This is a genomic window from Streptomyces sp. NPDC006691 (assembly GCF_042869955.1).
Lineage (GTDB): Bacteria > Actinomycetota > Actinomycetes > Streptomycetales > Streptomycetaceae > Streptomyces.
The window spans coordinates 170467-193268 of record NZ_JBIAGW010000007.1 but is presented as its reverse complement, the minus strand read 5'-3'; the positions used below and the strand labels follow the sequence as shown (position 1 = coordinate 193268).

At 72.8% G+C, this 22802-nt stretch carries 25 protein-coding genes; 8 read left to right on the top strand and 17 right to left on the bottom strand.

The window, feature by feature from the left end; genetic code table 11:
- Window positions 1-9: 9 nt before the first annotated feature.
- Together ACFYNP_RS18360 and sigE are read right to left on the bottom strand one after the other, a co-directional pair.
- Window positions 10-999 (bottom strand): anti-sigma factor family protein, encoded by a 990-nt coding sequence (locus tag ACFYNP_RS18360; RefSeq protein WP_388786425.1) that lies wholly within the window; start codon window positions 997-999, stop codon window positions 10-12.
- Window positions 996-1772, bottom strand: coding sequence for an RNA polymerase sigma factor SigE (sigE, locus tag ACFYNP_RS18355; protein WP_388406447.1), 777 nt, complete (start codon window positions 1770-1772; stop codon window positions 996-998). The genes ACFYNP_RS18360 and sigE overlap by 4 nt, the downstream gene beginning before the upstream one ends.
- Before the next feature lie 163 nt (window positions 1773-1935).
- On the opposite strand from sigE, the gene ACFYNP_RS18350 reads away from it, so the two are divergent.
- A complete protein-coding gene (locus ACFYNP_RS18350; RefSeq protein WP_388406444.1) occupies window positions 1936-2601 on the top strand; it encodes an O-methyltransferase in 666 nt (221 codons plus the stop codon).
- Between the two features lie 99 nt (window positions 2602-2700).
- On the opposite strand, the gene ACFYNP_RS18345 is transcribed toward ACFYNP_RS18350, so the two are convergent.
- A complete protein-coding gene (locus ACFYNP_RS18345) occupies window positions 2701-2868 on the bottom strand; it encodes a DUF3117 domain-containing protein (RefSeq protein WP_003966491.1) in 168 nt (55 codons plus the stop codon).
- A gap of 320 nt (window positions 2869-3188) precedes the next feature.
- Between ACFYNP_RS18345 and ACFYNP_RS18340 the strand changes: the two genes are divergently transcribed.
- Window positions 3189-3989 carry an enoyl-CoA hydratase/isomerase family protein gene (locus ACFYNP_RS18340; protein ID WP_388786424.1) on the top strand — a complete coding sequence of 267 codons (801 nt, stop codon included), beginning with the start codon at window positions 3189-3191 and terminating at the stop codon, window positions 3987-3989.
- 69 nt (window positions 3990-4058) lie between these two features.
- Here the strand turns inward: ACFYNP_RS18340 and ACFYNP_RS18335 are convergent, their stop codons facing one another.
- Window positions 4059-4640 carry a DNA-3-methyladenine glycosylase I gene (locus tag ACFYNP_RS18335; RefSeq protein WP_388786422.1) on the bottom strand — a complete coding sequence of 194 codons (582 nt, stop codon included), beginning with the start codon at window positions 4638-4640 and terminating at the stop codon, window positions 4059-4061.
- A complete protein-coding gene (locus ACFYNP_RS18330; protein ID WP_388786420.1) occupies window positions 4637-5113 on the bottom strand; it encodes a DivIVA domain-containing protein in 477 nt (158 codons plus the stop codon). Before ACFYNP_RS18330 ends, ACFYNP_RS18335 begins: the two co-directional genes overlap by 4 nt.
- Before the next feature lie 112 nt (window positions 5114-5225).
- Here ACFYNP_RS18330 and folP point away from each other — a divergent pair, with 112 nt between their 5' ends.
- A complete protein-coding gene (gene folP / locus ACFYNP_RS18325; protein WP_388786418.1) occupies window positions 5226-6110 on the top strand; it encodes a dihydropteroate synthase in 885 nt (294 codons plus the stop codon).
- Window positions 6111-6117: 7 nt separating this feature from the next.
- On the opposite strand, the gene ACFYNP_RS18320 is transcribed toward folP, so the two are convergent.
- Together ACFYNP_RS18320 and dapE are read right to left on the bottom strand one after the other, a co-directional pair.
- On the bottom strand, window positions 6118-6879 hold the full coding sequence (locus ACFYNP_RS18320) for a TIGR00730 family Rossman fold protein (RefSeq protein WP_388406431.1): 762 nt from the start codon (window positions 6877-6879) through the stop codon (window positions 6118-6120).
- Window positions 6880-7028: 149 nt separating this feature from the next.
- Entirely contained in the window at window positions 7029-8108 is a 1080-nt protein-coding gene (gene dapE, locus ACFYNP_RS18315) for a succinyl-diaminopimelate desuccinylase (RefSeq protein ID WP_388406428.1), read from the bottom strand.
- A 48-nt stretch (window positions 8109-8156) separates the two neighbouring features.
- Here dapE and ACFYNP_RS18310 point away from each other — a divergent pair, with 48 nt between their 5' ends.
- Both ACFYNP_RS18310 and ACFYNP_RS18305 read left to right on the top strand, forming a co-directional pair.
- Entirely contained in the window at window positions 8157-9128 is a 972-nt protein-coding gene (locus ACFYNP_RS18310) for a hypothetical protein (RefSeq protein WP_388786417.1), read from the top strand.
- Window positions 9129-9466: 338 nt separating this feature from the next.
- On the top strand, window positions 9467-9919 hold the full coding sequence (locus ACFYNP_RS18305; protein WP_388406420.1) for an ATP-binding protein: 453 nt from the start codon (window positions 9467-9469) through the stop codon (window positions 9917-9919).
- A gap of 115 nt (window positions 9920-10034) precedes the next feature.
- Here ACFYNP_RS18305 and dapC read toward each other — a convergent pair whose 3' ends face one another.
- Both dapC and fdxA read right to left on the bottom strand, forming a co-directional pair.
- A complete protein-coding gene (dapC, locus tag ACFYNP_RS18300) occupies window positions 10035-11132 on the bottom strand; it encodes a succinyldiaminopimelate transaminase (RefSeq protein WP_388786415.1) in 1098 nt (365 codons plus the stop codon).
- Between the two features lie 103 nt (window positions 11133-11235).
- A complete protein-coding gene (gene fdxA / locus ACFYNP_RS18295; protein ID WP_018845645.1) occupies window positions 11236-11556 on the bottom strand; it encodes a ferredoxin in 321 nt (106 codons plus the stop codon).
- Window positions 11557-11697: 141 nt separating this feature from the next.
- On the opposite strand from fdxA, the gene ACFYNP_RS18290 reads away from it, so the two are divergent.
- The 3 genes from ACFYNP_RS18290 to ACFYNP_RS18280 all read left to right on the top strand — a co-directional run bounded on the left by ACFYNP_RS18290 (window position 11698) and on the right by ACFYNP_RS18280 (window position 15001).
- Complete coding sequence (locus ACFYNP_RS18290) at window positions 11698-12723, top strand: GNAT family N-acetyltransferase (protein WP_388786413.1); 1026 nt, start codon at window positions 11698-11700, stop codon at window positions 12721-12723.
- A gap of 110 nt (window positions 12724-12833) precedes the next feature.
- A complete protein-coding gene (locus ACFYNP_RS18285; protein WP_388786412.1) occupies window positions 12834-13664 on the top strand; it encodes a tetratricopeptide repeat protein in 831 nt (276 codons plus the stop codon).
- An 848-nt stretch (window positions 13665-14512) separates the two neighbouring features.
- Window positions 14513-15001 carry a hypothetical protein gene (locus tag ACFYNP_RS18280; protein ID WP_388406412.1) on the top strand — a complete coding sequence of 163 codons (489 nt, stop codon included), beginning with the start codon at window positions 14513-14515 and terminating at the stop codon, window positions 14999-15001.
- Window positions 15002-15048: 47 nt separating this feature from the next.
- Here the strand turns inward: ACFYNP_RS18280 and ACFYNP_RS18275 are convergent, their stop codons facing one another.
- The 8 genes from ACFYNP_RS18275 to ACFYNP_RS18240 all read right to left on the bottom strand — a co-directional run bounded on the left by ACFYNP_RS18275 (window position 15049) and on the right by ACFYNP_RS18240 (window position 22744).
- Window positions 15049-15654 carry a response regulator gene (locus tag ACFYNP_RS18275; RefSeq protein ID WP_388786410.1) on the bottom strand — a complete coding sequence of 202 codons (606 nt, stop codon included), beginning with the start codon at window positions 15652-15654 and terminating at the stop codon, window positions 15049-15051.
- Window positions 15651-16784 (bottom strand): sensor histidine kinase, encoded by a 1134-nt coding sequence (locus ACFYNP_RS18270; RefSeq protein WP_388786626.1) that lies wholly within the window; start codon window positions 16782-16784, stop codon window positions 15651-15653. The genes ACFYNP_RS18275 and ACFYNP_RS18270 overlap by 4 nt, the downstream gene beginning before the upstream one ends.
- Before the next feature lie 71 nt (window positions 16785-16855).
- Window positions 16856-17596: an ABC transporter permease gene (locus ACFYNP_RS18265; RefSeq protein WP_388406406.1), complete on the bottom strand. Its 741-nt coding sequence runs from the start codon at window positions 17594-17596 to the stop codon at window positions 16856-16858.
- Window positions 17593-18528: an ABC transporter ATP-binding protein gene (locus tag ACFYNP_RS18260; protein ID WP_388786408.1), complete on the bottom strand. Its 936-nt coding sequence runs from the start codon at window positions 18526-18528 to the stop codon at window positions 17593-17595. The genes ACFYNP_RS18265 and ACFYNP_RS18260 overlap by 4 nt, the downstream gene beginning before the upstream one ends.
- 337 nt (window positions 18529-18865) lie before the next feature.
- Window positions 18866-20974 (bottom strand): hypothetical protein, encoded by a 2109-nt coding sequence (locus ACFYNP_RS18255; protein WP_388786407.1) that lies wholly within the window; start codon window positions 20972-20974, stop codon window positions 18866-18868.
- A 168-nt stretch (window positions 20975-21142) separates the two neighbouring features.
- The gene (locus tag ACFYNP_RS18250) at window positions 21143-21550 is read right to left on the bottom strand and encodes a DUF6113 family protein (RefSeq protein ID WP_388786405.1); all 408 of its coding nucleotides are present in this window, start codon (window positions 21548-21550) and stop codon (window positions 21143-21145) included.
- Window positions 21547-22434 (bottom strand): N-acetyl-1-D-myo-inositol-2-amino-2-deoxy-alpha-D-glucopyranoside deacetylase, encoded by an 888-nt coding sequence (gene mshB, locus ACFYNP_RS18245; RefSeq protein ID WP_388406395.1) that lies wholly within the window; start codon window positions 22432-22434, stop codon window positions 21547-21549. The genes ACFYNP_RS18250 and mshB overlap by 4 nt, the downstream gene beginning before the upstream one ends.
- Before the next feature lie 115 nt (window positions 22435-22549).
- The gene (locus ACFYNP_RS18240; RefSeq protein ID WP_100574914.1) at window positions 22550-22744 is read right to left on the bottom strand and encodes a hypothetical protein; all 195 of its coding nucleotides are present in this window, start codon (window positions 22742-22744) and stop codon (window positions 22550-22552) included.
- Window positions 22745-22802 lie beyond the last annotated feature (58 nt).

Sequence of the window (22802 nt, the reverse complement as noted above, 5' to 3'; positions counted from 1 at the left end):
AGAGCGCGGTCAGCGCCGGGCGGCCAGCGGGAGCCCGGGGGCGATCGGCGCGGCGAGCTGCTGCGGCGCCACGGAGGTCGCGGAGGGCGCGGCGGCGAGCACCCCGGGCGTCAGGTCCGTCGTGGTGAGCGGCAGCGTCGCCACCGCGGACCGTATGAGCGGCGGCAGGGCGGAGCCGTTCAGCCGGGCCGCCGGGAACGCGCCGCCCAGCGGCTGGACAGGACCGTTCTGCGCGGGCAGCGCGTTCAGGACGCGCGGGCCCGGCGCGGCGGGCGCCGCGGACTGGGCCGACATCGCCGAGAGGAGGCCCGCCGCCCCACCGCGGCGGCGATCCTCGGCCGAACTCCCGCTCGGGGCAGGGCTGTTGGACCGCATCGGGACGACATTGCTGCCGGTCCCGGCGGCCCGGGCCCCAGGCGTCGAGCCCAACGGGAGGGTGCCGCCGAGCGCGATGGCAGCGAGGGACACGGCACTCGCCGCGGCGAACGCGAACCTGCGGCCGCGCCAGGGCGAGCCCGGGCGGTCCTGCTCGGACCTGCCCACCTCGTGGATGCGGAAGCCGCCGCGCAGCCCGTCGGGGAGCACGGCCGCGTGGGAACCGACCGGAACGTAGCCGAAACCGCCCGGGCGGGGAACGCGCGGGTCCCCGGGGTCGCCGGCCGTGGGGCTCAGCACTCCGGATCCGGCGAGGAACCCGTCGGCTCGGCGTCCCCCGCCGAACGGTCCCCCGGAGCCGTCGTCGTCACCTCCGGTGCCGGCCGGTCCCCCGGGCAGGCCCTGGAGCCTGGCCAGGAAGCCCTCGGAGGGTGGCGGCGGGGCCGCCTGGGCGAAGACGTTCTTCACGTTGCGCTGGGCGTCGGCCTCCGCCTTGCACTTGGCGCAGGTCGCCAGATGGGACAGGACACGCTCACGGGCATCGTGGTTCAGCTCGCCGTCGACCAGGGCCGCGAGCCGGTCCCCGAGATGCTGTTCCGCCGGGGTGGGACTCGAACCACTCACGCCATCCCCTCTCCGGCCACCCCGAGAGCTCCCGGCGCCACCCCCGCCAGCGCACGCTGCTGCTCGGCGCGGGCTTCGGGCGAACGGTGCTGGAGGGCCTTGCGCAGATGGGAACGCCCGCGGTGGATCCGGCTGCGGACGGTACCGAGCTTCACCCCGAGGGTGGCGGCGATCTCCTCGTAGGAGAGGCCCTCGATGTCGCAGAGGACCACGGCCGCACGGAACTCGGGCGCCAGGGTGTCGAGCGCCTGCTGGACGTCGGCGTCGAAGTGGGCGTCGTTGAAGGCCTGTTGGGGGTTGGGCTCGCGGCTGGGCAGTCGCTCCGCCGCGTCGTCGCCGAGCGCGTCGAAGCGGATGCGCTGACGGCGGCGGACCATGTCCAGGAAGAGGTTGGTGGTGATGCGGTGCAGCCAGCCCTCGAACGTGCCCGGTGTGTACGTCGACAGGGAGCGGAAGACACGGACGAAGACCTCTTGCGTCAGGTCCTCGGCGTCGTGCTGGTTTCCCGTCAAACGGTAGGCGAGGCGGTAGACCCGACCGCTGTGCGTGCTGACGATCTCCTCCCACGTAGGGGGAGTCCACGCCTGGGTATCCGCGTCGGCGAAGGTCGCGGTAGTTGCGGAGCTGGTAGCGCGGGAACGGTCAGCAAAGTTGGTCACGGATTTCGGCTCACCCGCCGACCTGAGAAAGCGCCGCAGCACTCCTCCCCGATCCACAGGCGCAGCCGCACCTCCCCTGTCGGCTCTGGTGGTGTCCAGTGGAGCCCCTACCATAGCCACCTCGCCCGTTAGCTCCGGATAAGAATCTTTACGTGCATTTGGGACCGGCTTCCGGCCCTCTCCCCTGAACCCGTCCATGCGCTCCCCCGCTGTTCCCCTGCCCCCATAACGCGCGGTCCCATCTGCGAGTTCCCGACGCCAGCGGATACAGTCACCGTTGCGCCAACCAAGGGGACAGGAGAGGGCCATTACCGCCAACCGGCAGACGAGCTGGGCGTTCGCGGACGCCTTTGTCGCCGAGGACGACGCACTGCACTGGGCCCGTGACCGGTCCCGGGACGCGGGCCTGCGTTCGGTGTCCCCGGGGACAGGCGCCGCGCTGCGGCTGCTCGCTGCCACGGCGGACGCGAAGGCGGTCGCGGAGATCGGCACCGGCACCGGCGTCTCCGGCATCTATCTGCTCCAGGGGCTGCGGCCGGACGGCGTGCTGACCACCGTCGACCCGGAGCCGGACCGCCAGCAGTTCGCCAAGCAGGCCTTCCGCGCGGCGGGCTTCGCCGCCAACCGGGCCCGGTTCATTCCCGGGCGCGCCCTGGACGTGCTGCCCCGGCTCGCGGACGGCGGGTACGACCTGGTGTTCTGCGACGGCGACCCGCTGGAATCGCTCGACGTGCTCGCTGAATCGTTGCGCCTGCTGAGGCCCGGCGGGATCGTCTGCTTCGAGGGCGTCTTCGCCGACGGCCGCACCGTGGATTCGGCGGCCCAGCCGGCCGAGGTGCTGCGGCTGCGCGAACTGCTGCGCGCGGTGCGCGAGAGCACCGAGCTCATGGCCTCGCTGCTGCCGGTCGGCGACGGGCTGCTCTGCGCGGTCCGCCGCGGCTGACCGCCGCCGCGGCCCCCACCTACAACACCGCCCCGGTTCGGCACACATGCTCCTGTGTGCCGAACCGGGGCGGTGAAGAGTCTGGGTCGTGCCGCTAACTCAGCCGACGACCTTCTTCAGGGCGTCGCCGAGGGCATCGGCCTCGTCCGGAGTCAGCTCGACGACAAGCCGACCGCCGCCTTCGAGCGGAACGCGCATGACAATGCCCCGCCCCTCCTTGGTCACCTCGAGCGGGCCGTCGCCCGTCCGCGGCTTCATGGCCGCCATGCTCGTTCCCCTTCCTGAAACCAGCTCATCGTCAGCCGACGGCCCCCGGGATTGGGCACGCGTCACGGCATCGAACACATTGCTTCCAGGTCATTATCCCGCATGGCAGGACCCGATGACCAACATCGGTCCGCATCGCTTGGGCAACGCGCTCTATCAAAACCACTCAATTCGGCGATCCGCCTGCGATACTTCGCCGCCGCCGGTTCCCGACGGTAGCCGGATTGTTAGACGCAGGTCACATGCCCGGCGCTCGTGATCTCCGCCATGCTGAGCGGATACGACGACCGAGAAGCATCCGCGACGGAGGGGATCCCACCATGGCCGACACCGTGCTGTACGAGGTGAGCGACGGGCTCGCGACGATCACGATCAACCGGCCCGAGGCCATGAACGCCATGAACACCGAGGCCAAGGTCGCGCTCCGCGAGGCCGTGCGGGCCGCCGCCTCGGACCCCGCGGTACGGGCCGTGCTGCTGACCGCGACCGGCCGGGCGTTCTGCGTCGGCCAGGACCTCAAGGAGCACGTGGCCTCGCTGACCGCCGACCGCGAGGCGGGCACCGGGCAGACCATGAGCACCGTGCGCGAGCACTACAACCCGATCCTGACGGCACTCACCGAGATGCCCAAGCCCGTGGTGGCCGGCGTCAACGGCGTGGCGGCGGGCGCCGGGCTCGGCTTCGCGCTGGCCGCGGACTACCGGGTGGTCGCGGACACCGCGGCGTTCAACACCTCGTTCGCCGGCGTGGCCCTGACCGCCGACTCGGGCGTCTCGTGGACGCTGCCCCGGCTGATCGGCCAGTCCCGCGCCGCGGACCTGCTGCTGTTCCCGCGTTCCGTCTCCGCCTCGGAGGCGTATGAGATCGGCCTGGTCAACAAGGTCGTACCGGCCGCCGAGCTGGCCTCGGCGGCACACGCGGTGGCCAGGACCCTCGCCGAGGGCCCGACCGTCGCGTACGGGGCCCTGAAGGCGTCCCTGGCCTATGGCGCGGGGCACACGCTGGCCCAGACGCTGGAGAAGGAGGACGAACTCCAGGCGAAGGCGGGCGCGTCCGAGGACCACGCCATCGCGGTGGCCGCGTTCCTCGCCAAGGAGAAGCCGGACTACGTCGGGCGCTGAGCCGGGCCTCCGGAACGGGCGTGCCCCGCGAACGGAAGCCGAGCCCGTCCGCCGGCGCGGGGCGGTGCCTCAGGCGCCGCCCCGCGCCACGCAGTCCGCGAGGTGGTCGTCGACCAGGCCGCAGGCCTGCATCAGGGCGTACGCCGTGGTCGGCCCGATGAAGCGCAGGCCGCGCTTCTTGAGCGCCTTGGACAAGGCCGTCGACTCGTCGGTGACGGCCGGGACCTCGGAGAGCGTGCGGGGGGCCGGGCGGGTGGCCGGGTCCGGCGCGTACGACCAGATGAGGTCGTCGAGCTCGCCGGGCGACCAGCCGGTCAGGGCCTGTGCGTTGGCCACCGTCGCCTCGATCTTGAGGCGGTTGCGGATGATGCCCGCGTCGCCGAGCAGGCGCTCCTTGTCGGCCTCGGTGAACTCGGCCACCGCCGCGATCTTGAATCCGGCGAAGGCCCGCCGGAAGCCCTCGCGGCGGCGCAGGATCGTGATCCAGGAGAGACCGGACTGGAAGGCCTCCAGGCAGAGCCGTTCGTACAGCGCGTCGTCGCCGTGGACCGGGCGGCCCCACTCGGTGTCGTGGTAGGCCACGTAGTCCTCGGTGGAGAGCCCCCAGGGGCAGCGCAGGCGTCCGTCGGGGCCGGGGATCGCGTCGCTCATCGCCGGGGCTCCTCGTCGGTCGGCTCGGCCCGGTGAGGGGGCTTCACCAGGTCCTGAGGGGGCGTCATCAGGTCCTGGCCGGCGCCCGGGAGCGTGTCCTCGCGGGCTCCGGGGGCGGCCGTCCCGGGCGGTGCGGCGGCGACCGGACCCGACGGCGGTGTCTGCGGGTCGTGGGCCGCCGGGCGCGCCGCCGACCGGAGCTCGGCGATCCGCGCGTCCCGCTCGGCGAGCTCGGCGCCGAGACGGCTCAGGACGTCGTCCACGTCCGCCATCCGGTAGCCCCGCAGGACCACCGGGAGGCGCAGCGCCTCCACGTCGGCCCGGACCACCGGGCGGTGCTCGGGCAGCGGGTCCACCAGGTGTTCCGGCTCGGCATCGGACAGCACCGCCGACTCGTCTCCGCCGCCGCCCACCACGGCGAGGGTCACCGCGGTGACCACGACGACCATCGCGATCAGCAAGAACCAGAACACGAGCGAGCCTTCCCGACGCCGGAAACTGTCGGGTCCGATCGTGCCATGCGGCACTGACGGTTAGGGTCGCAGGCGAACAACGGCCGGACCCACAGCAAAGGATCAACAGGGGATGCACAGCGGAACGGACCGCGGCACGCTGCGGCTTGGCCGGCGCGAATTCACCGCGTACGAACCGGTGATCATGGCCATCGTCAACCGGACCCCCGACTCCTTCTACGACCAGGGCGCGACCTTCCTGGACGAGCCCGCGCTGGCCCGCGTGGAGCAGGCGGTGGCCGAGGGCGCGGCCATCATCGACATCGGCGGGGTCAAGGCGGGCCCCGGCGAGGAGGTCACCGCCGAGGAGGAGGCGCGGCGCACGGTCGGGTTCGTGGCCGAGGTCCGCCGGCGCTTCCCCGAGGTCGTCATCAGCGTGGACACCTGGCGGCACGACGTGGCCGCGGCGGTCTGCGAGGCCGGCGCGGACGTCCTGAACGACGCCTGGGGCGGCTTCGACCCGAAGCTCGCCGAGGTCGCCGCGCGGTACGGGGCCGGTCTCGTCTGCACCCACGCGGGCGAGGTGGAGCCGCGCACCCGGCCGCACCGGATCGCGTACGACGACGTCATGGCGGACATCCTGCGGGTCACGCTGGGCCTCGCCGAGCGGGCCGTCGAGCTGGGGGTGCGACCGGACGGGATCATGATCGACCCGGGACACGACTTCGGGAAGAACACCCGGCACAGCCTGGAGGCGACCCGGCGCCTGCAGGAGATGGCCGACACGGGATGGCCGGTGCTCGTCTCCCTCTCCAACAAGGACTTCGTGGGCGAGACGCTGGACCGGCCGGTGAAGGAGCGGGTGATCGGGACGCTCGCGACGACGGCGGTGTCCGCCTGGCTGGGCGCCCGGGTGTACCGCGTCCACGAGGTGGCGGAGACCCGTCAGGTCCTGGACATGGTGGCCTCGATCGCGGGCCACCGTCCCCCGGCGGTGGCCCGCCGGGGGCTCGCCTAGGGCGCGTTCAGCGCCCGGACTCCTTGGTGACCAGGGCGATCGCCTCGTCCACGTCGTCCGTGACGTGGAAGAGCAGGAGGTCGCCCTCGGAGGCCTTGCCCTGGCCGACCACGGTGTTGCGCAGCCAGTCGACGAGGCCGCCCCAGTACTCCGTGCCGAACAGGACGATCGGGAACCGGGTGACCTTGCGCGTCTGCACCAGGGTCAGCGCCTCGAACAGCTCGTCCAGGGTGCCGAGTCCGCCCGGCAGCACCACGAACCCCTGGGCGTACTTGACGAACATGGTCTTGCGCACGAAGAAGTAGCGGAAGTTGATCCCGATGTCGACGTGCGGGTTGAGCCCCTGCTCGAAGGGGAGCTCGATGCCGAGGCCGACGGAGATGCCGTTGCCCTCCCGCGCGCCCCGGTTCGCGGCCTCCATCGCGCCCGGGCCGCCGCCGGTGATCACGGCGAAGCCCGCGTCGACCAGGGCCCGGCCGATCCGCACGCCGGCCTCGTAGTCGGGCGAGCCGGCCGGGGTACGGGCCGAGCCGAACACGCTGATGGCGCTGGGCAGTTCGGCGAGCGCGCCGAACCCCTCGACGAACTCGGACTGGATGCGCATGACCCGCCAGGGGTCGGTGTGCACCCACTGCGAGTCGCCCTCGGAGTCGAGGAGCCGCTGATCGGTGGTGCCGGCCTGGACCTGATCGCGGCGGCGCAGCACCGGTCCGAGCCGCTGTTCGAGCCGCTGCTCCGCCGGAAACGGGCTTCCCTCGGGGTTGGCCATGCCGTGCTCCCTCCGCTGACGATGTTGCGCGTGCTCAGCCAGGGTAGGTCGGCGAACATGACGAATGGCGGAATTCCGGCAGGCCACACCGCTACCGACGGCTGGAAAGAAGGGCCCGCCCGGCGTGCGCGGGCCCTCGGGAGCGGGGCTCAGTCGGTCAGCCAGGCCCGCAGGCGCTGCTCGCACCGGGTGATCCGCTCGACGACGACGTGCTCGTCCCGCTTGTGGGCCAGGAGCGCGTCGCCCGGCCCGTAGTTGACCGCGGGGATGCCGAGGTCGCCGAAGCGCGCGACGTCGGTCCAGCCGAACTTGGGCCGCGCGGTGCCGCCCACCGCCGCCATGAACGCGGCCGCCGCCGGGTGCGAGAGCCCGGGCAGGGCCGCCCCCGAGTGGTCGTCGACGACGAACTCGGCGATGTCGCAGTCCGCGAAGACCTCCCGGACGTGGGCGAGGGCCTGCTCGCCGCTGAGGTCGGGCGCGTACCGGTAGTTGACGACGACCGTGCAGGCGTCCGGGATCACGTTGCCGGCCACGCCCCCCTCGATCCGTACCGCGTTGAGGCCCTCGTGGTACTCCAGGCCGTCGATGACCGGGCGGCGCGGCTCGTAGGCGGCCAGCTTCGCGAGGATGGGGGCGGTCTTGTGGATGGCGTTGGAGCCCATCCAGCTCCGGGCGGAGTGGGCGCGCTCGCCGCTGGTCCTCAGAAGCACCCGCAAGGTGCCCTGGCAACCGCCCTCGACCTCGGTGTCGGAGGGTTCGAGCAGCACCGCGAAGTCGCCGGCCAGCCACTCGGGGCGGGCCTCGGCGATCTTGCCAAGGCCGTTGAGGTGCGCGGCGACCTCCTCGTTGTCGTAGAACACGAAGGTCAGATCGCGGTTGGGCTCGGTCACCGTCTGCGCGATGCGCAGCTGAACCGCCACGCCCGACTTCATGTCGCTCGTGCCGCAGCCCCAGAGCACGCCGTCCCCGTCGAGGCGGGAGGGCACGTTGTCGGCGATGGGCACGGTGTCGATGTGCCCGGCCAGGATGATCCGCTCGGCCCGTCCCAGATTCGTGCGGGCCACGACGTTGTTGCCGTGCCGGTCGACGGTCAGGTGGGGCAGCTTGCGCAGCTCGCGCTCGATGGCGTCGGCCAGCGACTTCTCGTCGCCGCTCACGGAGGCGAAGTCGACGAGGCGGGCGGTCAGCGTGGGCGCGTCCGCGGTCAGATCCAGGGTGGTTTGGGCCATGCGTCCGACCCTAACGCCAAGGCCGGGGGGCCTTCGCGCTCCAGTACGGTGGGCTCCGTGTCCGAGCTCAGCGACCCCCCGCGCCCCTCCCGACGCGGCCGCCTCCTGCGGATCGGAGCGGCCGTCGCCGTGCTGCTCGCGCTCGCGGGCTACCTGGTGGTGCAGTACGTGAGCGGGGGGCCCGGCGCGCCCAAATGCGTGGCGGGGGCGGGCGGAGGGCAGGGTTCCACCTTCGGGATGAGCCCGGAGCAGGCAGGGAACGCGGCGACGATCACGGCCGTCGGGCTCGCCCGGGGAATGCCGGAACGGGCCGTGACCATCGCCCTGGCGACCGCCCTCCAGGAGTCGGGTCTGCGCAACCTCGACCACGGCGACCGGGACTCGCTCGGCCTCTTCCAGCAGCGGCCCTCGATGGGCTGGGGCAGCGCCGAGCAGATCATGGATCCGGTGTACTCGGCGGGGAAGTTCTACCAGCACCTCGCCGAGGTCCCCGGCTACTCGCGCCTTCCGCTGACGGTGGCCGCGCAGAAGGTGCAGCGCAGCGGCTTCCCGCAGGCGTACGCGAAGCACGAGCCGGACGCGGCGGTGCTCACGGCGGCGCTGACCGGCCGCCAGGCGGCGTCGCTGACCTGCACGGTGGCCAAGAACGTACGGCCCGGCGACCCCGTGGAAGTGCGGACGGACCTGACGAAGGCGTTCGGTGAGGGCGTGGTGGCGGCCCGGCAGCCGGCCGGGGCGGGCAAAGACGTGGCCGTGCCGGTGCGGGTCACCGAGAGCGCGGCGGCCTCCGGCACCGGCCCGGAGCAACGCGGCTGGGCCCTGGCGCACTGGGCGGTGGCGCAGGCGGAGGCGCTGCACATCGCACGGGTCGCTTACGCGGGCCGCGTCTGGAGCGCGGACGAATCGGCCCGGGGCTGGACCACCGCGTCGGCCGGCGCCTCCGCTTCCCCCGGCCCGGGCACCGCCGTGGGCGCCCCCGCCGACGGCACGCGCGAGGTCCTGATCACCCTCCAGCCCTAGACCGGCCCCGCGTCACGGCCCGGTCACCCATCACACCCCGGTCACGCGTTCGGCCGGGCACTCGACCGAAGTACCGCCGCATTCCCGGTTCCGGGTTTCGCACCCGCGTCCGGGTGCCGTCGGGCAGAACCGTCAATTCCCTTGAGAACAAAGGGATCTGACGGTTCGTCAGCTTTTGGGTCAAGGAATCAATTGCCCGCTTTTATCCAGAGTAGATAATGCGACGCATTGGGAACTCTTTACCCGGGCCCACCGCAACCTCCCCTCCCCTCACGACGGTTGTCACTGCGTCCGAACGCCGGACAGCGACACATTTCCAACCCGTCTGAAGGAGCACCATGTCCCTCCCCCTGACCCGTCGGATCGCCCGCGCCGCGCTGCTCATCGCGGCAGGTGCAGCGCCCGTGGTCGGTGCGGCCGGCTCCGCAAGCGCCGTGGACGTCCCCCAGGTCGCCCCGAACCTCAGCGGCCTGACCCAGATGGACCCGAGCTCGGTCAGCAACGCCGTGGACGGGGTGACCCAGAAGACCACCGGCATGGCCGGCGAAACCGGCGCCGAGGCCGTCAAGAAGGCCGTACCGGCCGCGGGCAAGACGGTCGGACAGACCGGCAAGGTGGCGACCCCGGCCGCGCAGAAGGCGGCCGGCGACGCGGCGGGCAGCGCGGGCGACATCCTCGGCTCGGCCGCCAAGACCGCCACCCAGAGCGGTCTGCCGGGCGGCAACCTGCCCACCCAGGGCGTGCCGAGCACCGACCAGCTCCCCCTGAAGGGCCTGCCCCTCGGCAGCTGACCGGGACGCGGGTGATGCGAAGGGGCCCGGGGAGCACACGCTCCCCGGGCCCCTTCGCGTACGCCTGCGTACGACGGCCGCCGTTACCGGGCGCGGCGCCGCACGGGACGCCCGGCTACTGCGCGAGGCGCTTGACGGCCGCCTCGACGCGCTCGTCGGTCGCGGTGAACGCGACCCGCACGAACCGCTCCCCGGCCTCGCCGTAGAAGTCGCCGGGCGCGACCAGGATGCCGAGCTCGGCGAGGTGGGCCACCGTCTCCCAGCAGCCCTCGTCGCGGGTCGCCCACAGGTACAGGCTGGCCTCGCTGTGCTCGATGCGGAAGCCGTGGCCCTCCAGGGCCTCCCGCAGCGCCGCGCGCCGCGCCGCGTACCGCGCGCGCTGCTCCTGCACGTGGGTGTCGTCGCCGAGCGCCGCCACGGTGGCCGCCTGCACGGGCGCGGCGGTCATCATGCCGCCGTGCTTGCGGATCTGGAGCAGCTCGCCGAGCACCTCGGCGTCACCCGCGACGAACGCGGCCCGGTAGCCGGCCAGGTTGGAGCGCTTGGAGAGCGAGTGGACGGCCACGATGCCCTCGTAGCCGCCCCCGCACACGTCCGGGTGCAGCACCGAGACGGGCTCGGCCTCCCAGCCCAGCTCCAGGTAGCACTCGTCGGAGAAGACGAGCACGCCGTGCTCGCGGGCCCACGCCACGATGCGGACGAGCTCGTCCTTGGCCAGCACCCGGCCGGTCGGGTTGGACGGCGAGTTGAGCCAGAGCAGCTTCAGGTGGGTGGGGTCGAGTTCGGTCGGGTCGTCGTAGACGACCGCCTCCGCGCCGCACAGCCGCGCGCCGACCTCGTACGTCGGGTACGCGAGCCGCGGGTAGGCGACCTGGTCGCCGGCGCCGAGGCCGAGCTGGGTCGGCAGCCAGGCCACCAGCTCCTTGGAGCCGACCACCGGCAGGATGTTGGTGTGCCCGACCGAGCGCGCGCCCAGGCGCTTCTCCAGCCATCCCTTGATCGCGTCCCGCAGCGCGGGCGTGCCCCACACCGTGGGATAGCCCGGCGAGTCCGCGGCGCCGGTCAGGGCCTCCTGGACGAGCGCGGGGACCGGGTCGACGGGCGTGCCGACGGAGAGGTCCACGATGCCGTCCGGGTGGGCCGCCGCCGTCGCCTTGTACGGCTCCAGCTTGTCCCAGGGGAAGACGGGAAGGCGTGAGGAGACTGCGCTCACGGAAGTGCTCACTTTCTCGTACGTACGGTGCTGTGCGAGCCGCGCCGGGAAACACCGCGGCCCCGTACGGCGACTGTGCCGTACGGGGACCGGGGAAGCGCGATCAGCCGTTCTGCGGCGGCAGCGCTGCGATGAAGGGGTGGTCCCGCTCGATCAGGCCGAGCTTGGAGGCGCCACCGGGCGAGCCGAGCTCGTCGAAGAACTCCACGTTCGCCTTGTAGTAGTCCTTCCACTCGTCCGGGGTGTCGTCCTCGTAGAAGATCGCCTCGACCGGGCACACCGGCTCGCAGGCGCCACAGTCGACGCATTCATCCGGGTGGATGTACAAGGACCGGGAGCCCTCGTAGATGCAGTCGACCGGGCACTCTTCGATACACGCCTTGTCCTTGACGTCGACACAAGGCTGCGCGATGACGTAGGTCACGCTGTCGTTCCTCCTCGATAGGGCGCGGCGGGCCGATCTGCGGCTCCGTCCACGTGGCGCGCGGGAGCGCGGCGTCGTCGATGCCCGCACCTAGTATCTCCGGTTCGGGGCACGATCCGAACAGGAGGGGCGGAGAGACCTGTGGAATTCACCACCGGCGGACGGCTTGAGGTCCGAATTACGGCGGCCGATACGGGCAAACGCGTATCAGTCCGGCGTCTGAGCTCCGGCGGAACTCCGGGCTCCCGCTTCACGGACACGGTCGGCGTGCTCACCTCGTGGGACAACGGTGTGTTGTCGATCACACGAAAGAGCGGTGAGACGGTGCTCGTCGACGAGACGACGCTCGTCGCCGGCAAGGTCGTGCCGGCCGCCCCGGCCCGCCGCCGCGGTCCGGCCGCCTCCTTCGCGGAGCTCGCGCCGGTGCTCGCGCGCGCCTGGCAGCCCGTGGAGAGCGAGCCGCTCGGCGCGTGGACGCTGCGGGCCGCGGGCGGTTTCACCCGACGGGCGAACTCGGCCCTCCCCCTCGGCGACCCGGGCCTGCCCCTGCCCGACGCCCTCGACCGCGTACGCGACTGGTACGCGGCCCGGGGCCTGCCCGCCTACGTCCAGACCGCGACGGGCGCCGAAGGGACCCAGGAGGTGCTCGGCGCGGAGCTCGAACGGGCGGGCTGGGAGCGGGAGGTGAGCGCCGAGGTGCGGATCGCGGCGCTCGCGCCGATCGGCGACACGGAGGCGGACGTGTCCGTGGTGCGGCTGGAGCGCGGCGTCGACGAGGCCTGGCTGAGCCGTTACCAGCGCTCCGCGGACCCGGGCGAGCACGTCCTGAAGGTCCTGGGCAGCGGGCCCTCCGTGTGGTTCGCCTCGGTCACGGGCGAGGGGGCCGTGCCGACGGCGATCGGCCGCTTGGTGGTGGACGGGCGCTGGGCCGGGTTCATGGCGGTCGAGGTCGACCCGGCGCGGCGCCGGAGCGGTCTCGCGACGGCCGTGATGGCGGCGCTCGCCCGCCGGGCCCTGGACGAGGGCGCGTCGGCGGCCTGGCTCCAGGTCGAGTCGGACAACGAGGGCGCCCGCGCGCTCTACGACGGCCTGGGCTTCGCGACGCACCACAACTACCACCACTTCCGCGCCCCTTCCGGCGCCGGCACCGGCCCCGGCCCCGGCTGACCGGCAGCGAAGCCGACGACATGAACGACCCGAACGACATGAACGACATGAACGACCCGGATAACCCGGATGACCCGGATGACGTAGATGATCCGGACGAAATGGATGACATGGATCCGGAAACCCCCGACTGGCGGCGGGAGTTCGCCGAGGAGGCCCGCTCCGAGCGTCCCGACGTGGGAAGGCTCTGTCTGCTCATCGCCGCGGTCGCGGACCCCGCACTCGGCCAACGCGGCATCGACGCGGCGCAGATCGAACTGGACCGGCTGGCCGGGCTGCTCCCCCACGGTCTCGCGGGCGCCCGGGCCTGGGCCGCGGCCACGGCCGAACTCCTCGGCTCCGCCTGCCACTTCCGGGGCGCCGCCGCCGACTACGAGCGCCTGGAGTCGTCCCTGCTGCCCGAGGTGCTGCGCCGCCGGCGCGGCCTTCCCATCCTGCTCTCGGTGGTGTGGATCGAGGTGGCCCGGCGGGCCGGGGCGCCGGTGTACGGGGTGGCTCTGCCCGGGCACTTCGTGGTGGGGTTCGGCCCGCGCGAGGACCGGGTCCTTGTCGACCCGTTCGACGGGGGCCGGCTCCTGACCGGCACGGACACGGAGCTTCTGGTGGCCGGGGCGACCGGGGCGGGCCTCGACGAGTCGATGCTGAGCCCGGCCGCGCCGCTGGAGACGGTGCTGCGCATCCTCAACAACATCCGCGCCTGGGCCGCGGCCCGCCCCGAACACAGCGCGGTCGCCCTGTGGGCGGTGGACCTGTCCCTGCTACTCCCCTCCCACCCGGCCGCCCTACGCCTGGAGCGGGCCGAACTCCTGGTCCAGCGCGGGGAGTTCGTGGCCGGGGCGACGGAGTTGGAGGCCTACGCGACGGTGCTGGATCCGGTGAATCCGGCTGCGGCGGCCGCGATCCGCCGCCGGGCGTTCGCCGCGCGAGCCATGCTCAACTGAGGGCCGGGCCCCTCTGCCTCACCCCTTGGGCCGCGGCTCGCCCTGCTCGCGCAGTTCCCCGCGCCCCCAACCCCGCCCTCGTCCGTCCATCGTGCGTGGCCGTTCGCGCAGTTCCCCGCGCCCCCAACTCCCGCTTCACGTAAGGGCCGTACGTGGCCGTTTGCGCAGTTCCCCGCGCCCCCAACCCCGCCTCCGCCTCCGCCTCCGCCTGCGGACCGCACTCGCTTCTCGCGCAGTTCCTCGCGCCCCCCAACCCCCCAACCCCGCCCTCGTCCGTCCACCGTGCGTGGCCGCTCGCGCAGTTCCCCGCGCCCCTGAGGGCCTCGCTGGTGGCCCGTGTCAGGGAATTCAGCCCGTCACGGGGGTCCCCCTGGCCCTTAACGCCTTGGGGTAGTTGAGGACGAGCGGCGTTCAGGCGCGAACGGGGGTGCAGGGGGCAGAGCCCCCGCAGGGGGTCTGGGGCGCAGCCCCAGGGCTCAGCTTGTCCGACCCCCGTCACGGGCGGGAGGGTGGGCAGCCCCCTCGGGGTCAGGGGCGCAGCCCCAGGGCTCAGCCGATGCAACCCGCCGCACGGGTGGGCGGGTGGGCGAACCCCGGGGGTCTGGGGCGCAGCCCCAGGGGCCGGAACCCACCGACCCCGAGCCACGGGCGGGCGGGTGGGCAAAACGCCCCCGGGGCAGGGGCGGAGCCCCAGGGGGTCTGATTCGGCCAATCCGGCGGGGCGGGGGGAAACGCCTGCCGAGGCGCCCGACAGCGGTCACAATCTGTGGGCGCGGCCTCAACAGGGCGTACGGAAGGCCCTGTTGAGCGGGCGCAGCCATGCCACGTCGACCTCCCCGGGAGTCACCTTGCCACGCCTCAGACCCATAGCCGCTCGCCTCGCCCCCGCCCTCCTCCTGCCCCTCCTCGCCCTCGGCTCCGCCGCCCCCGCCGGCGCGGACACCGGCCAGGCCGATCTGGCCGTCTCGCTCGACGCCTCCCCGAAGGGCCTCGGCATCAACGCGGCCACGTTCACCGCGAGCGTCACGAACGCCGGGCCCTCGGCCGTCAGCGCCGCCCGGGTGTGGTTCAGCTATCCGGCCGGGTTCACGGCCCCCTCCGCGTCCGGCTGCACGATCGACCGAACGAACCGGACCGCCGTCTGCGCGCTCGGCGCGATCCCGTCCGGCGCCACCGTCACGAAGAAGCTGACGCTGCACGCCGGCCTCCTGACGATGAGCGGCAACCTCCCGGTCACGGCCGCCCTGGTCGACCTGACCCCCGCCGACCCGGACCCGGGCAACAACTCCGCCGTCCACGTCTGCTCCGCGCTGACCCTGCTGCTCGTGAGCTGCTGAGAGCACGCCCGGCCGGTGGGCGCACCCCGCCGGCCCCCTCAACTCCCCTACAGCCAGCCCTTCTCGCGGGCGATGCGGACCGCCTCCGCACGGTTGCGGGCCGCCAGTTTCTGGATGGCCATGGAGAGGTAGTTGCGGACCGTGCCCTGGGAGAGGGACAGCGCCGTGGCCAGTTCCGCGTTGGTCGCCCCGCCCTGCGCCGCGCGCAGCACGTCGCGTTCGCGGTCGGTCAGGGGGTTCGCTCCCTCGGCCAGCGCGGCAGCGGCGAGCGTCGGGTCGATGACCCGCTCCCCCGCGAGCACCTTCCGCACCGCCGTGGCGAGTTGGGCCGCCGGAGCGTCCTTGACGAGGAAGGCGTCCGCGCCCGACTCCATCGCGCTGCGCAGGTAGCCGGGCCGTCCGAAGGTGGTCAGGATGACGATCTTGACGGCCGGCAGCTCGCGGTGCAGTTCGGCCGCCGCCTCGATGCCCGTGCGGCCCGGCATCTCGATGTCGAGCAGGGCGACGTCCACGTCGTGGGCGCGGGCCGCGTCCACGACCTCGTCCCCCCGGGCGGCCTGTGCGACCACCCGCATGTCCGGCTCCAGGCCGAGCAGCGCGGCGAGGGCCTCACGGACCATGGACTGGTCTTCGGCCAGGAGAAGTCGGATCATGGGCCGGATACTAGAGGGATTCCGGACGCGTCCGGAATCAGCGGGATCCGGGCGGTGAGCGTGAACCCCTTGCGTCCCGCTTCCGTCTCCAGGACACCGGACACCTTCTCCAGGCGCTCCCTCAGCCCGGTGAGGCCGTGGCCCGGGTCCGGCGCCGGCGCGCCGGGGCGCGGCCTGCCGTCGTCCCGGACGCGCAGTTCCAGGAACCGTCCGTCCAGCGTCTGGCAGACGTCGAGCGTGACCGTGCAGTGCCGGGCGCCACTGTGGCGTACGACATTGGTGGCGGCCTCGCGCAGCACCCAGGCGAGCACTTCCTCCTCCGCCGCGGGCAGCCCCCCGGGCGCCTCGGTCGGCACGTCCGCCTGGATGCCCGCGGCGTTCAACACCGTACGGGCGCCCGCGAGTTCGGCCGGCAGGGTCATCCGGCGGTAGCCGCTCACGGCGGCCCGTACGTCGGCCAGCGCCTGGCGGCCGACCTGCTCGATGTCGGCCACCTCCTTGGCCGCCTGCTCGGGGTGGCCGGGCAGCATCCGCCCGGCGAGCTCGCTCTTGAGCGTGATGAGCGAGAGGGAGTGTCCGAGCAGGTCGTGCAGATCGCGCGCCATCCTCAACCGCTCCTCGTTCGTGGCGAGTTGGGCCACGGTCGCCCGCGCCTCGCGCAGTTCGACGGAGGTGCGGATCAGATGGCGTACGCCGGTCATCGCGAAGCCACCCAGCAGGGCCGGGACGACGAGACCCGGCACGACGTCGCCGACATGGGCGGTATGCGTGCCGATCACCGTCATCGTCGCGGTCGTCACGAGGATCGCCCAGCTCGCCAGGGCCGGCGACAGGGTCGCCCCGCACGAGACGGACACGTACACGAAGAGTACGAGCCAGGGCGAGCCCAGGGTGAGGGAGAGCGTGAGGGCGAGGACCGCCAGGAAGCCGAGCAGGCCGTAGACCGTCGCCGTGGCCATCGGGCGGGCGGTGTGCCGCAGCACCAGGGCCAGGTAGACGGTCACGAAGCCGGCCAGGCCGAGCCAGCCGAGCACGGTCGGCACGGTGGTGTGGTTGCCGTCGAGCAGATCGCCGATCGGGGCGCCCATGAAGGCCAGCCAGATTCCGACCCACATCAGCTTCTGGAGCATCTGGCGGCGCGTCTCGGGACTCAGCCCGATCCGCACCGCCGGCGCCTTGCTGTGGCCCTGGTTCACGGGACTCACGCCTTCAGGGTGTCCTTCCGGTACAGCCATGCCGCGCCGCCCGCGAAGAGCAGGAAGTAGAAGACGAGGATGGCGAGGTCCTTGCCGTGCGGGGCGTCGCCCAGCTCGATGGCCTGTCCGAGGGCAGCGTACGCGTGGGTGGGCAGCCACTCCGCGATGTTCTGGAGCCACTGCGGGAAGACGGTGCTGGGCATCCACAGCCCGCCCAGGATCGACAGACCGAAGTAGATGATCATCGTGATCGGGCGGACCGCGTCACCGCTGGCGATGTAGCCGATGGCCACCCCGAGCGCGGCGAAGCAGAGCGAGCCCGCCCAGATGGCGACGGTCAGGGCGCCCCACTGCCAGGCCTCGAACCGGACGCCCTTGGTGACGGCGGCCACCAGGAAGACGACCACGATGCACGGCAGGGTCACGACCCCCGCGCTGGCGATCTTGGCCAGGACGTAGCCCCGGCCGGGCAGGGTGGTCAGACGCAGCTGGCGCACCCAGCCCTTCTCGCGTTCCTTGGCGATCTTCTCGCTGTTGCCCATGAGGACGGCCGTGATCGCGCCGAAGGACGCCATCGAGACCATGTACAGGGCGGGGAAGGTCAGGTCGGTCCCCTTGACCTTGTCGGTGCCGTTCTGCGAGGCCGCGAACAGCAGGTAGAGGGCCGAGGGGTAGATCACCGAGAAGAACATGAACTTCTTGTTCCGCAGGGTGCGGGTGATTTCGAGCTTGATCAACGTGTTCATGCTGCGTTGGCCTCCTCGGCCGAGGTGATGGCGACGAAGGCCTGCTCCAGGCCGAGGCCCGCGACTTCGAGGTTGCGCGGGTAGAGGCCGAGCCCGTACACGGCGTGCATCGTGGCGTCGGCGTCGTGCGACTGGATGCGGACGGTGCGGCCGGAGATGTCGATCGTGGAGAGGAAGGGCAGCCCGCGCAGGGCGGCCTCGTCGATGGCGCCCTCCAGGTCGAAGCTGACCCGGCGGGCGCCCGCCTTCGCCTTGATCTCCGCCGCGGTGCCGTCCGCGAGGAGCCGGCCCTTGTGCAGCACGAGCACCCGGTCGGCGATCGCGTCGGCCTCTTCCAGGTAGTGCGTGGCGAACAGGACCGTACGTCCCTGCGCCGCCTGCTCGCGCATGGTCGCCCAGAACGCCTGGCGGGCGGTGACGTCCATGCCGGTGGTCGGCTCGTCGAGGACGATCAGGTCGTTGGCGCCGACGGTCGCGAGCGCGAAGCGGACGCGCTGCTCCTGGCCGCCGGAGAGCTTGTTGACCTTGCGGTCCGCGATCTGCGCGATCCCCGCGCGGTCCATGACCTCGGCCACCGGGTGCGGCTTGGGGTGCAGATCGCAGCCGAGCTTGACCAGCTCGCGCACGGTCACGTCCTCCATCAGGCCGCCGCTCTGGAGCATCGCGCCGACCTTGCCGGCGTCGATGGCCTGGGCGGGCGTCATGCCGAAGAGGCTGACGGTGCCGGAGTCGGCGTTGCGCAGCCCGAGCAGCAGATCGAGCGTGGAGGACTTGCCGGCGCCGTTGGGGCCGAGCAGGGCGACCGTCTCGCCGGGGTGGAGCCGCAGCGACAGGTCGGCCACGGCACGGACCTCGCCGTAGCTCTTGTTCACGTTCTCGAAGCTCACCACGGACTGTGCGGTCCGCTCGGCGGCAGGTGCTGTCTGCGTCATGCCCCCAGGTTCGCGCAGCCCCCGTGCACGACGGCAGTGGCGTGCGTCGTGACTCCCGCATGACGGATGTCATGCCCGGCGGCATGACATCCGGTTGCCCCGCGGGGACACGGGGCAGCCACCCTCCACCCCACGACACGACACCGGGCGCCCTACAGGGGCGCGGGGAACTGCGCGACCAGCCCCTCACAGCCCGCACCCACAAACCAACCCAGGGGGCGCGGGGAACTGCGCACAACCGGCCGGCACCTGCCAGCACCGGCCGACACAGGCCGGCACCGGCCGGCAAACCGCACACCCGCAGCCCACCCAGCCCCGCACGGGAACCGGCCCGGGTTCAGTCGATCGTCACGGTCCGCTGAGCCGTGGTCTTCCCCCGGAGGGCCGTCTTCATGGCGACAGCCACGTCGTCCGCGGACACCTCGTGCTTCTGGCCGCCCTGGGTAACCATCACACCCTTGAAGGTGCTGCCGATCAGCTCGGTGATGGCGGCCTTGTCGTAGACCTCCACCAGCTTCCCGTTGTCCGCCTTCATCGAGAGGATCTTGGGGAGCGACTTGAGCGGGCCGAAGGGGAGCGACTTGCCGCCGGCCTTGATCGTCACGTTCGCGGACATCGCGGGCTTGGCGAACTCGTCCATCGCCCGGTCGATCTCGGCCTGGCCGACGGTCGGCTGACGGACCGCGACGGGCAGCGGCACCGCGTCCGCCTTGCCGGTCTGCACCAGCGTCCGGTACGCGTCCTTGACCGCGATCATCGAACGGTTGACGTCGAGCGACTTCCCCGCCTTGCCCGGCACGGCCACGGCCTTGCCCGGGACGAACTTGATCGTGCCCTCCGACGCGGAGCCCGAGGCCCCCGCGAGGTCGGTCAGCGCGACACCGAGCTTCTCCTCGTCGACCGGGATCACCGGCTCGGCGACCCGCTTGCCGCCGAACAGCGAGCCGATGACGGACACCGGGTTGTAGTCGCTGCCGGCCGCCGCCCGGACGGTCGCCTGGCTGTCCAGGGACAGGCCCGCGATCTCCGGCTTCAGCTGTTCCTGCTTGCCGTCGACGGTGAGGTGCAGCGGCTGGTTGGCGCGCTTGCCGAGCGTCTGGTCGAGCTTGGAGACGGCCGCCTCCTTGGTGCCGCCGCCGATGTCCACGCCGAGGACGGTGGTGCCCTTGGGGACCTCGGAGTGGTTGAGGACCAGACCGGCGCCGTACGCGACACCGGCCAGGACGATCACGCCGCCGCCGAGCAGGGCCAGCTTGGAGCGGCCCTTCTTCTTGGCGGGCGCGGAGGTCTTCTTGGGCGCCGCCGGGGGCTCGGCCGCGTCCTGGCCGGCGGCCGGGGGCGGGGTGAGCGTCGGGCCGCCGGGCGACATGGCGGGCCCGGCCGGGAAGGACGCCCCCCGGTGCTCCGGCGGGATCACCGGAATGCCGCTGGTGAGGGTGTCGCCGGAGACATGGCCGCCGGGGGCGGGCGCCGCCGGGTTGACCGCCGGATTCGCCAGCGGGTTGCCCACGGAGTGCGTGAGCGGGCTCGGCGCCGGGGTCTGCGGGGTGAGGATCGCGGTGTCGTCCGACAGGGCGGGTGCCGGGCCCGGTCCGCCGGGCGCGAACGGGTGGCCGCCGCCCGGGGACGTCAGGGGGTTCTGGCCGGGCCGGGCGGCCTCACCGGGACGCGGTCCTTCGTCGAAGCCCAGGTCGGCTCCCTGACGCGGCCTTTGGTCCGGACCACGTCCCAAGTCGGCCGCAGGAGCCGGGGGTTGACCCGGCGCGGCGCCGAACAGCGAGGGCTCGCCGGGCCGCGCCTCCGGGCCCGGCCGGGCACCCGGCCGGTTGCCCACGGGCCGGACGGGCAGCGCCGCGTTCCCGGTGACGGGTCCCGTGGTCGGTCCGGAGGGCTCGCCGGGAAGCGAACCGTCGGAGCCACCGAGGCCGTTCGCTCGGTCGGTGGTGGCGGGGCCGTTCGGGCCGGCGCCGGTGCCGCCGTTCTGCGCCGCGGCGCCCGGTCCGTCCGAGAAGTACGGAAGGTCCGGCCGCGGGGTGCCGCCCGGCGGGGTCGCCGAAGAGCCGGGCGCCGAGGCGGACTTGCGCGGGGCGAACCAGTCGCTGGCGGGCCGCTCCCCGGCGGCCGGCTCCTCGGGCTCCGGCGCGGGGGCGTCGGGCCGGGGCACCGAACCGGTGCGCTCGCCCTCGCCGTCCGCCTCGGGCGCCTTGGCGATGTCGCTCATCGGCGTACGCATCACGACGGGCGGAATGGGGCGCGAGCCCGGGATGTTGATGCGGATCCGCGTCGTCAGCGTGGTCTCGGTCTTCGGCTCGTCCGGTTCGCCGGTGGCCTCAGGAGTGTCCTGGCCCGGTGACGACGGGGTTCCGTAGGGCGGGGTACCCGACGGATACCCGGCTGTGCCCCGGCCCTGGCGGCCGGAGGACGAACTGTCAGTTTCACGACTCAAGGCTGGTTCTCTCCCGATCGGCTCCGCCACCCGGTCTCGTTCTTGTGGTGCCTCTGTACGGGCGGCTCGGCGGCGCGCACCACCATACTGGCCGTCGCCGCCGCGTACGGGGCGGCCCCGAGAAGGCGTACCCCGTCCCCCTCTACTGCGTCGCGGCGGCCGTGCACGTCACTTGCCAAGTCGGGCGGCCGGGGCGCCGGGTTGCGCGAATCCGCCGATCGTGGCGCAGATCACAGCGGCGACCATCCCGCCGAGCAGGAAGACGTACGAGCCCATTCCGGCGCCGAACACGAAGTCGCCCTCGGGGCGCGAGGCGGTCAGCAGGACGACCGTGACCAGCCAGCCGGCCGCGGGCGCACCCACTCCGCCCCGGGCGCCGGTCAGTTGCGTACCGGAGTAGAACAGGCCGACCGCGCCGGCGAGCGCGAGGACGAGGCCGCCCGGGAACCAGGCCGCCTGGACGAGCGCCCCGGCGGCGGCGACGAGGGCGCCGAGGACGGCGAGCCCCGCGTACAGCGCGATGCGGGCGGCCCTTGAGGGCGTCCTCGTGTCGTCCATGGCCGTACGCGTACTCATTCGCCCACCCCTTCAAACACATCGTGCTCGCGCTGCCCGGGCTCGACGGCGGGCACGCCGGAGGCCAGTTGGTAGTACTCGGTGGTGAAGATCGGCTGGCCGAGGCCGTTGGAGAGCGCGAAGTAGGGCCCCTGGACGGCGATCTGGGTCGCGTGCGCGCGCATCGCCGCGCTCTTGGCGGCGGCGTAGGCGGTGCCGTCGATCTCGGCGGTGATGTCCGACTCGCCCACTACACCCGGTACGTCGTCGATGGCGGCGATGCCGGGAAAGTCCGTTCCGGCGGCGCGCAGCTCGGCGAAGGCGCGCTCGGCGACCGGGCGGGGCACCCGGTTCCAGTAGATCTTCGCGATGGCGTGCGGCTCGCCGAGCTCGGTGCGGTATCCGGGCTCGGCGGCGAGTTCGGCGGCGCGCATGGCGACCCGGTGCGCCTGGATGTGGTCGGGGTGGCCGTAGCCGCCGTCGGGGTCGTAGGTGATCAGGACCTGCGGGCGGAGCGAACGGATCACCTCTACGAGGTACCCGGCCGCCTCGTCCACGTCCGTGTTCCAGAACGCGCCCGCGCGGTGGTTCTGCTCGGCACCCATCATCCCGGAGTCGTGGAAGCGGCCGGGGCCGCCGAGGAAGCGGTGGTCGGTGACGCCCAGGTGCTTCATCGCGGCGGCGAGCTCGCCGATGCGGTGGGCGCCGAGGCCGCCCTCCCGGTCGGGCGCGAGATGGGCGAGATCCGGCGGGATGACCTCGCCCTCCTCGCCGAGCGTGCAGGTCACCAGGGCGACGTGCGCGCCTTCGGCGGCGTACTTGGCCATGGTGGCGCCGTTGTTGATCGACTCGTCGTCCGGGTGCGCGTGCACCAGGAGAAGACGGCGGGCGGGGAGTTCCGACATGGGGCAAGCCTACGAGGCCGGGCCCGGCCCGCGCCCCGGCCACCGGGCCGCCCGGCCGCCCGCGGCGTTCAGGGGCGGGCCGCGGCCCGCCGGGGCCCGCCCGGCGGACCCTGCCCTAGAACTTGATCCCGCCGATCATCCCGGCCACGTTGCTGGTCACTTGGCTGATGGTCGGGGCGATGGACGAACTCGCCAGGTAGAAGCCCAACAGGACGCAGATCGCCGCGTGTCCGCCCTTGAGCCCGGATTTCCGGACCAGCAGGAAGACGACGATCGCCAGCAGCACCACCGCCGAAATCGAGAGTGCCACGGCGGTTCACCTCCATCTGTTCCGGTGGTCGGACGGACCCAGCAACGCGTGTACGGCA

Excerpts from the sequence above, each read along its gene's own strand:
- ACFYNP_RS18270 (WP_388786626.1), bottom strand. The coding sequence starts at position 16,784 with ATGCTCCAGAAGCTGATGTGGGTCGGAATCTGGCTGGCCTTCATGGGC.
- ACFYNP_RS18305 (WP_388406420.1), top strand. The coding sequence starts at position 9,467 with ATGTCCCTCCCCCTGACCCGTCGGATCGCCCGCGCCGCGCTGCTCATC.
- sigE (WP_388406447.1), bottom strand. The coding sequence starts at position 1,772 with ATGGTAGGGGCTCCACTGGACACCACCAGAGCCGACAGGGGAGGTGCG.
- dapE (WP_388406428.1), bottom strand. The coding sequence starts at position 8,108 with ATGGCCCAAACCACCCTGGATCTGACCGCGGACGCGCCCACGCTGACC.
- folP (WP_388786418.1), top strand. The coding sequence starts at position 5,226 with ATGCACAGCGGAACGGACCGCGGCACGCTGCGGCTTGGCCGGCGCGAA.
- ACFYNP_RS18260 (WP_388786408.1), bottom strand. The coding sequence starts at position 18,528 with ATGACGCAGACAGCACCTGCCGCCGAGCGGACCGCACAGTCCGTGGTG.
- ACFYNP_RS18340 (WP_388786424.1), top strand. The coding sequence starts at position 3,189 with ATGGCCGACACCGTGCTGTACGAGGTGAGCGACGGGCTCGCGACGATC.
- ACFYNP_RS18250 (WP_388786405.1), bottom strand. The coding sequence starts at position 21,550 with ATGAGTACGCGTACGGCCATGGACGACACGAGGACGCCCTCAAGGGCC.
- ACFYNP_RS18320 (WP_388406431.1), bottom strand. The coding sequence starts at position 6,879 with ATGGCCAACCCCGAGGGAAGCCCGTTTCCGGCGGAGCAGCGGCTCGAA.
- ACFYNP_RS18285 (WP_388786412.1), top strand. The coding sequence starts at position 12,834 with ATGGATCCGGAAACCCCCGACTGGCGGCGGGAGTTCGCCGAGGAGGCC.
- ACFYNP_RS18345 (WP_003966491.1), bottom strand. The coding sequence starts at position 2,868 with ATGGCGGCCATGAAGCCGCGGACGGGCGACGGCCCGCTCGAGGTGACC.
- ACFYNP_RS18275 (WP_388786410.1), bottom strand. The coding sequence starts at position 15,654 with ATGATCCGACTTCTCCTGGCCGAAGACCAGTCCATGGTCCGTGAGGCC.
- ACFYNP_RS18335 (WP_388786422.1), bottom strand. The coding sequence starts at position 4,640 with ATGAGCGACGCGATCCCCGGCCCCGACGGACGCCTGCGCTGCCCCTGG.
- mshB (WP_388406395.1), bottom strand. The coding sequence starts at position 22,434 with ATGTCGGAACTCCCCGCCCGCCGTCTTCTCCTGGTGCACGCGCACCCG.
- ACFYNP_RS18265 (WP_388406406.1), bottom strand. The coding sequence starts at position 17,596 with ATGAACACGTTGATCAAGCTCGAAATCACCCGCACCCTGCGGAACAAG.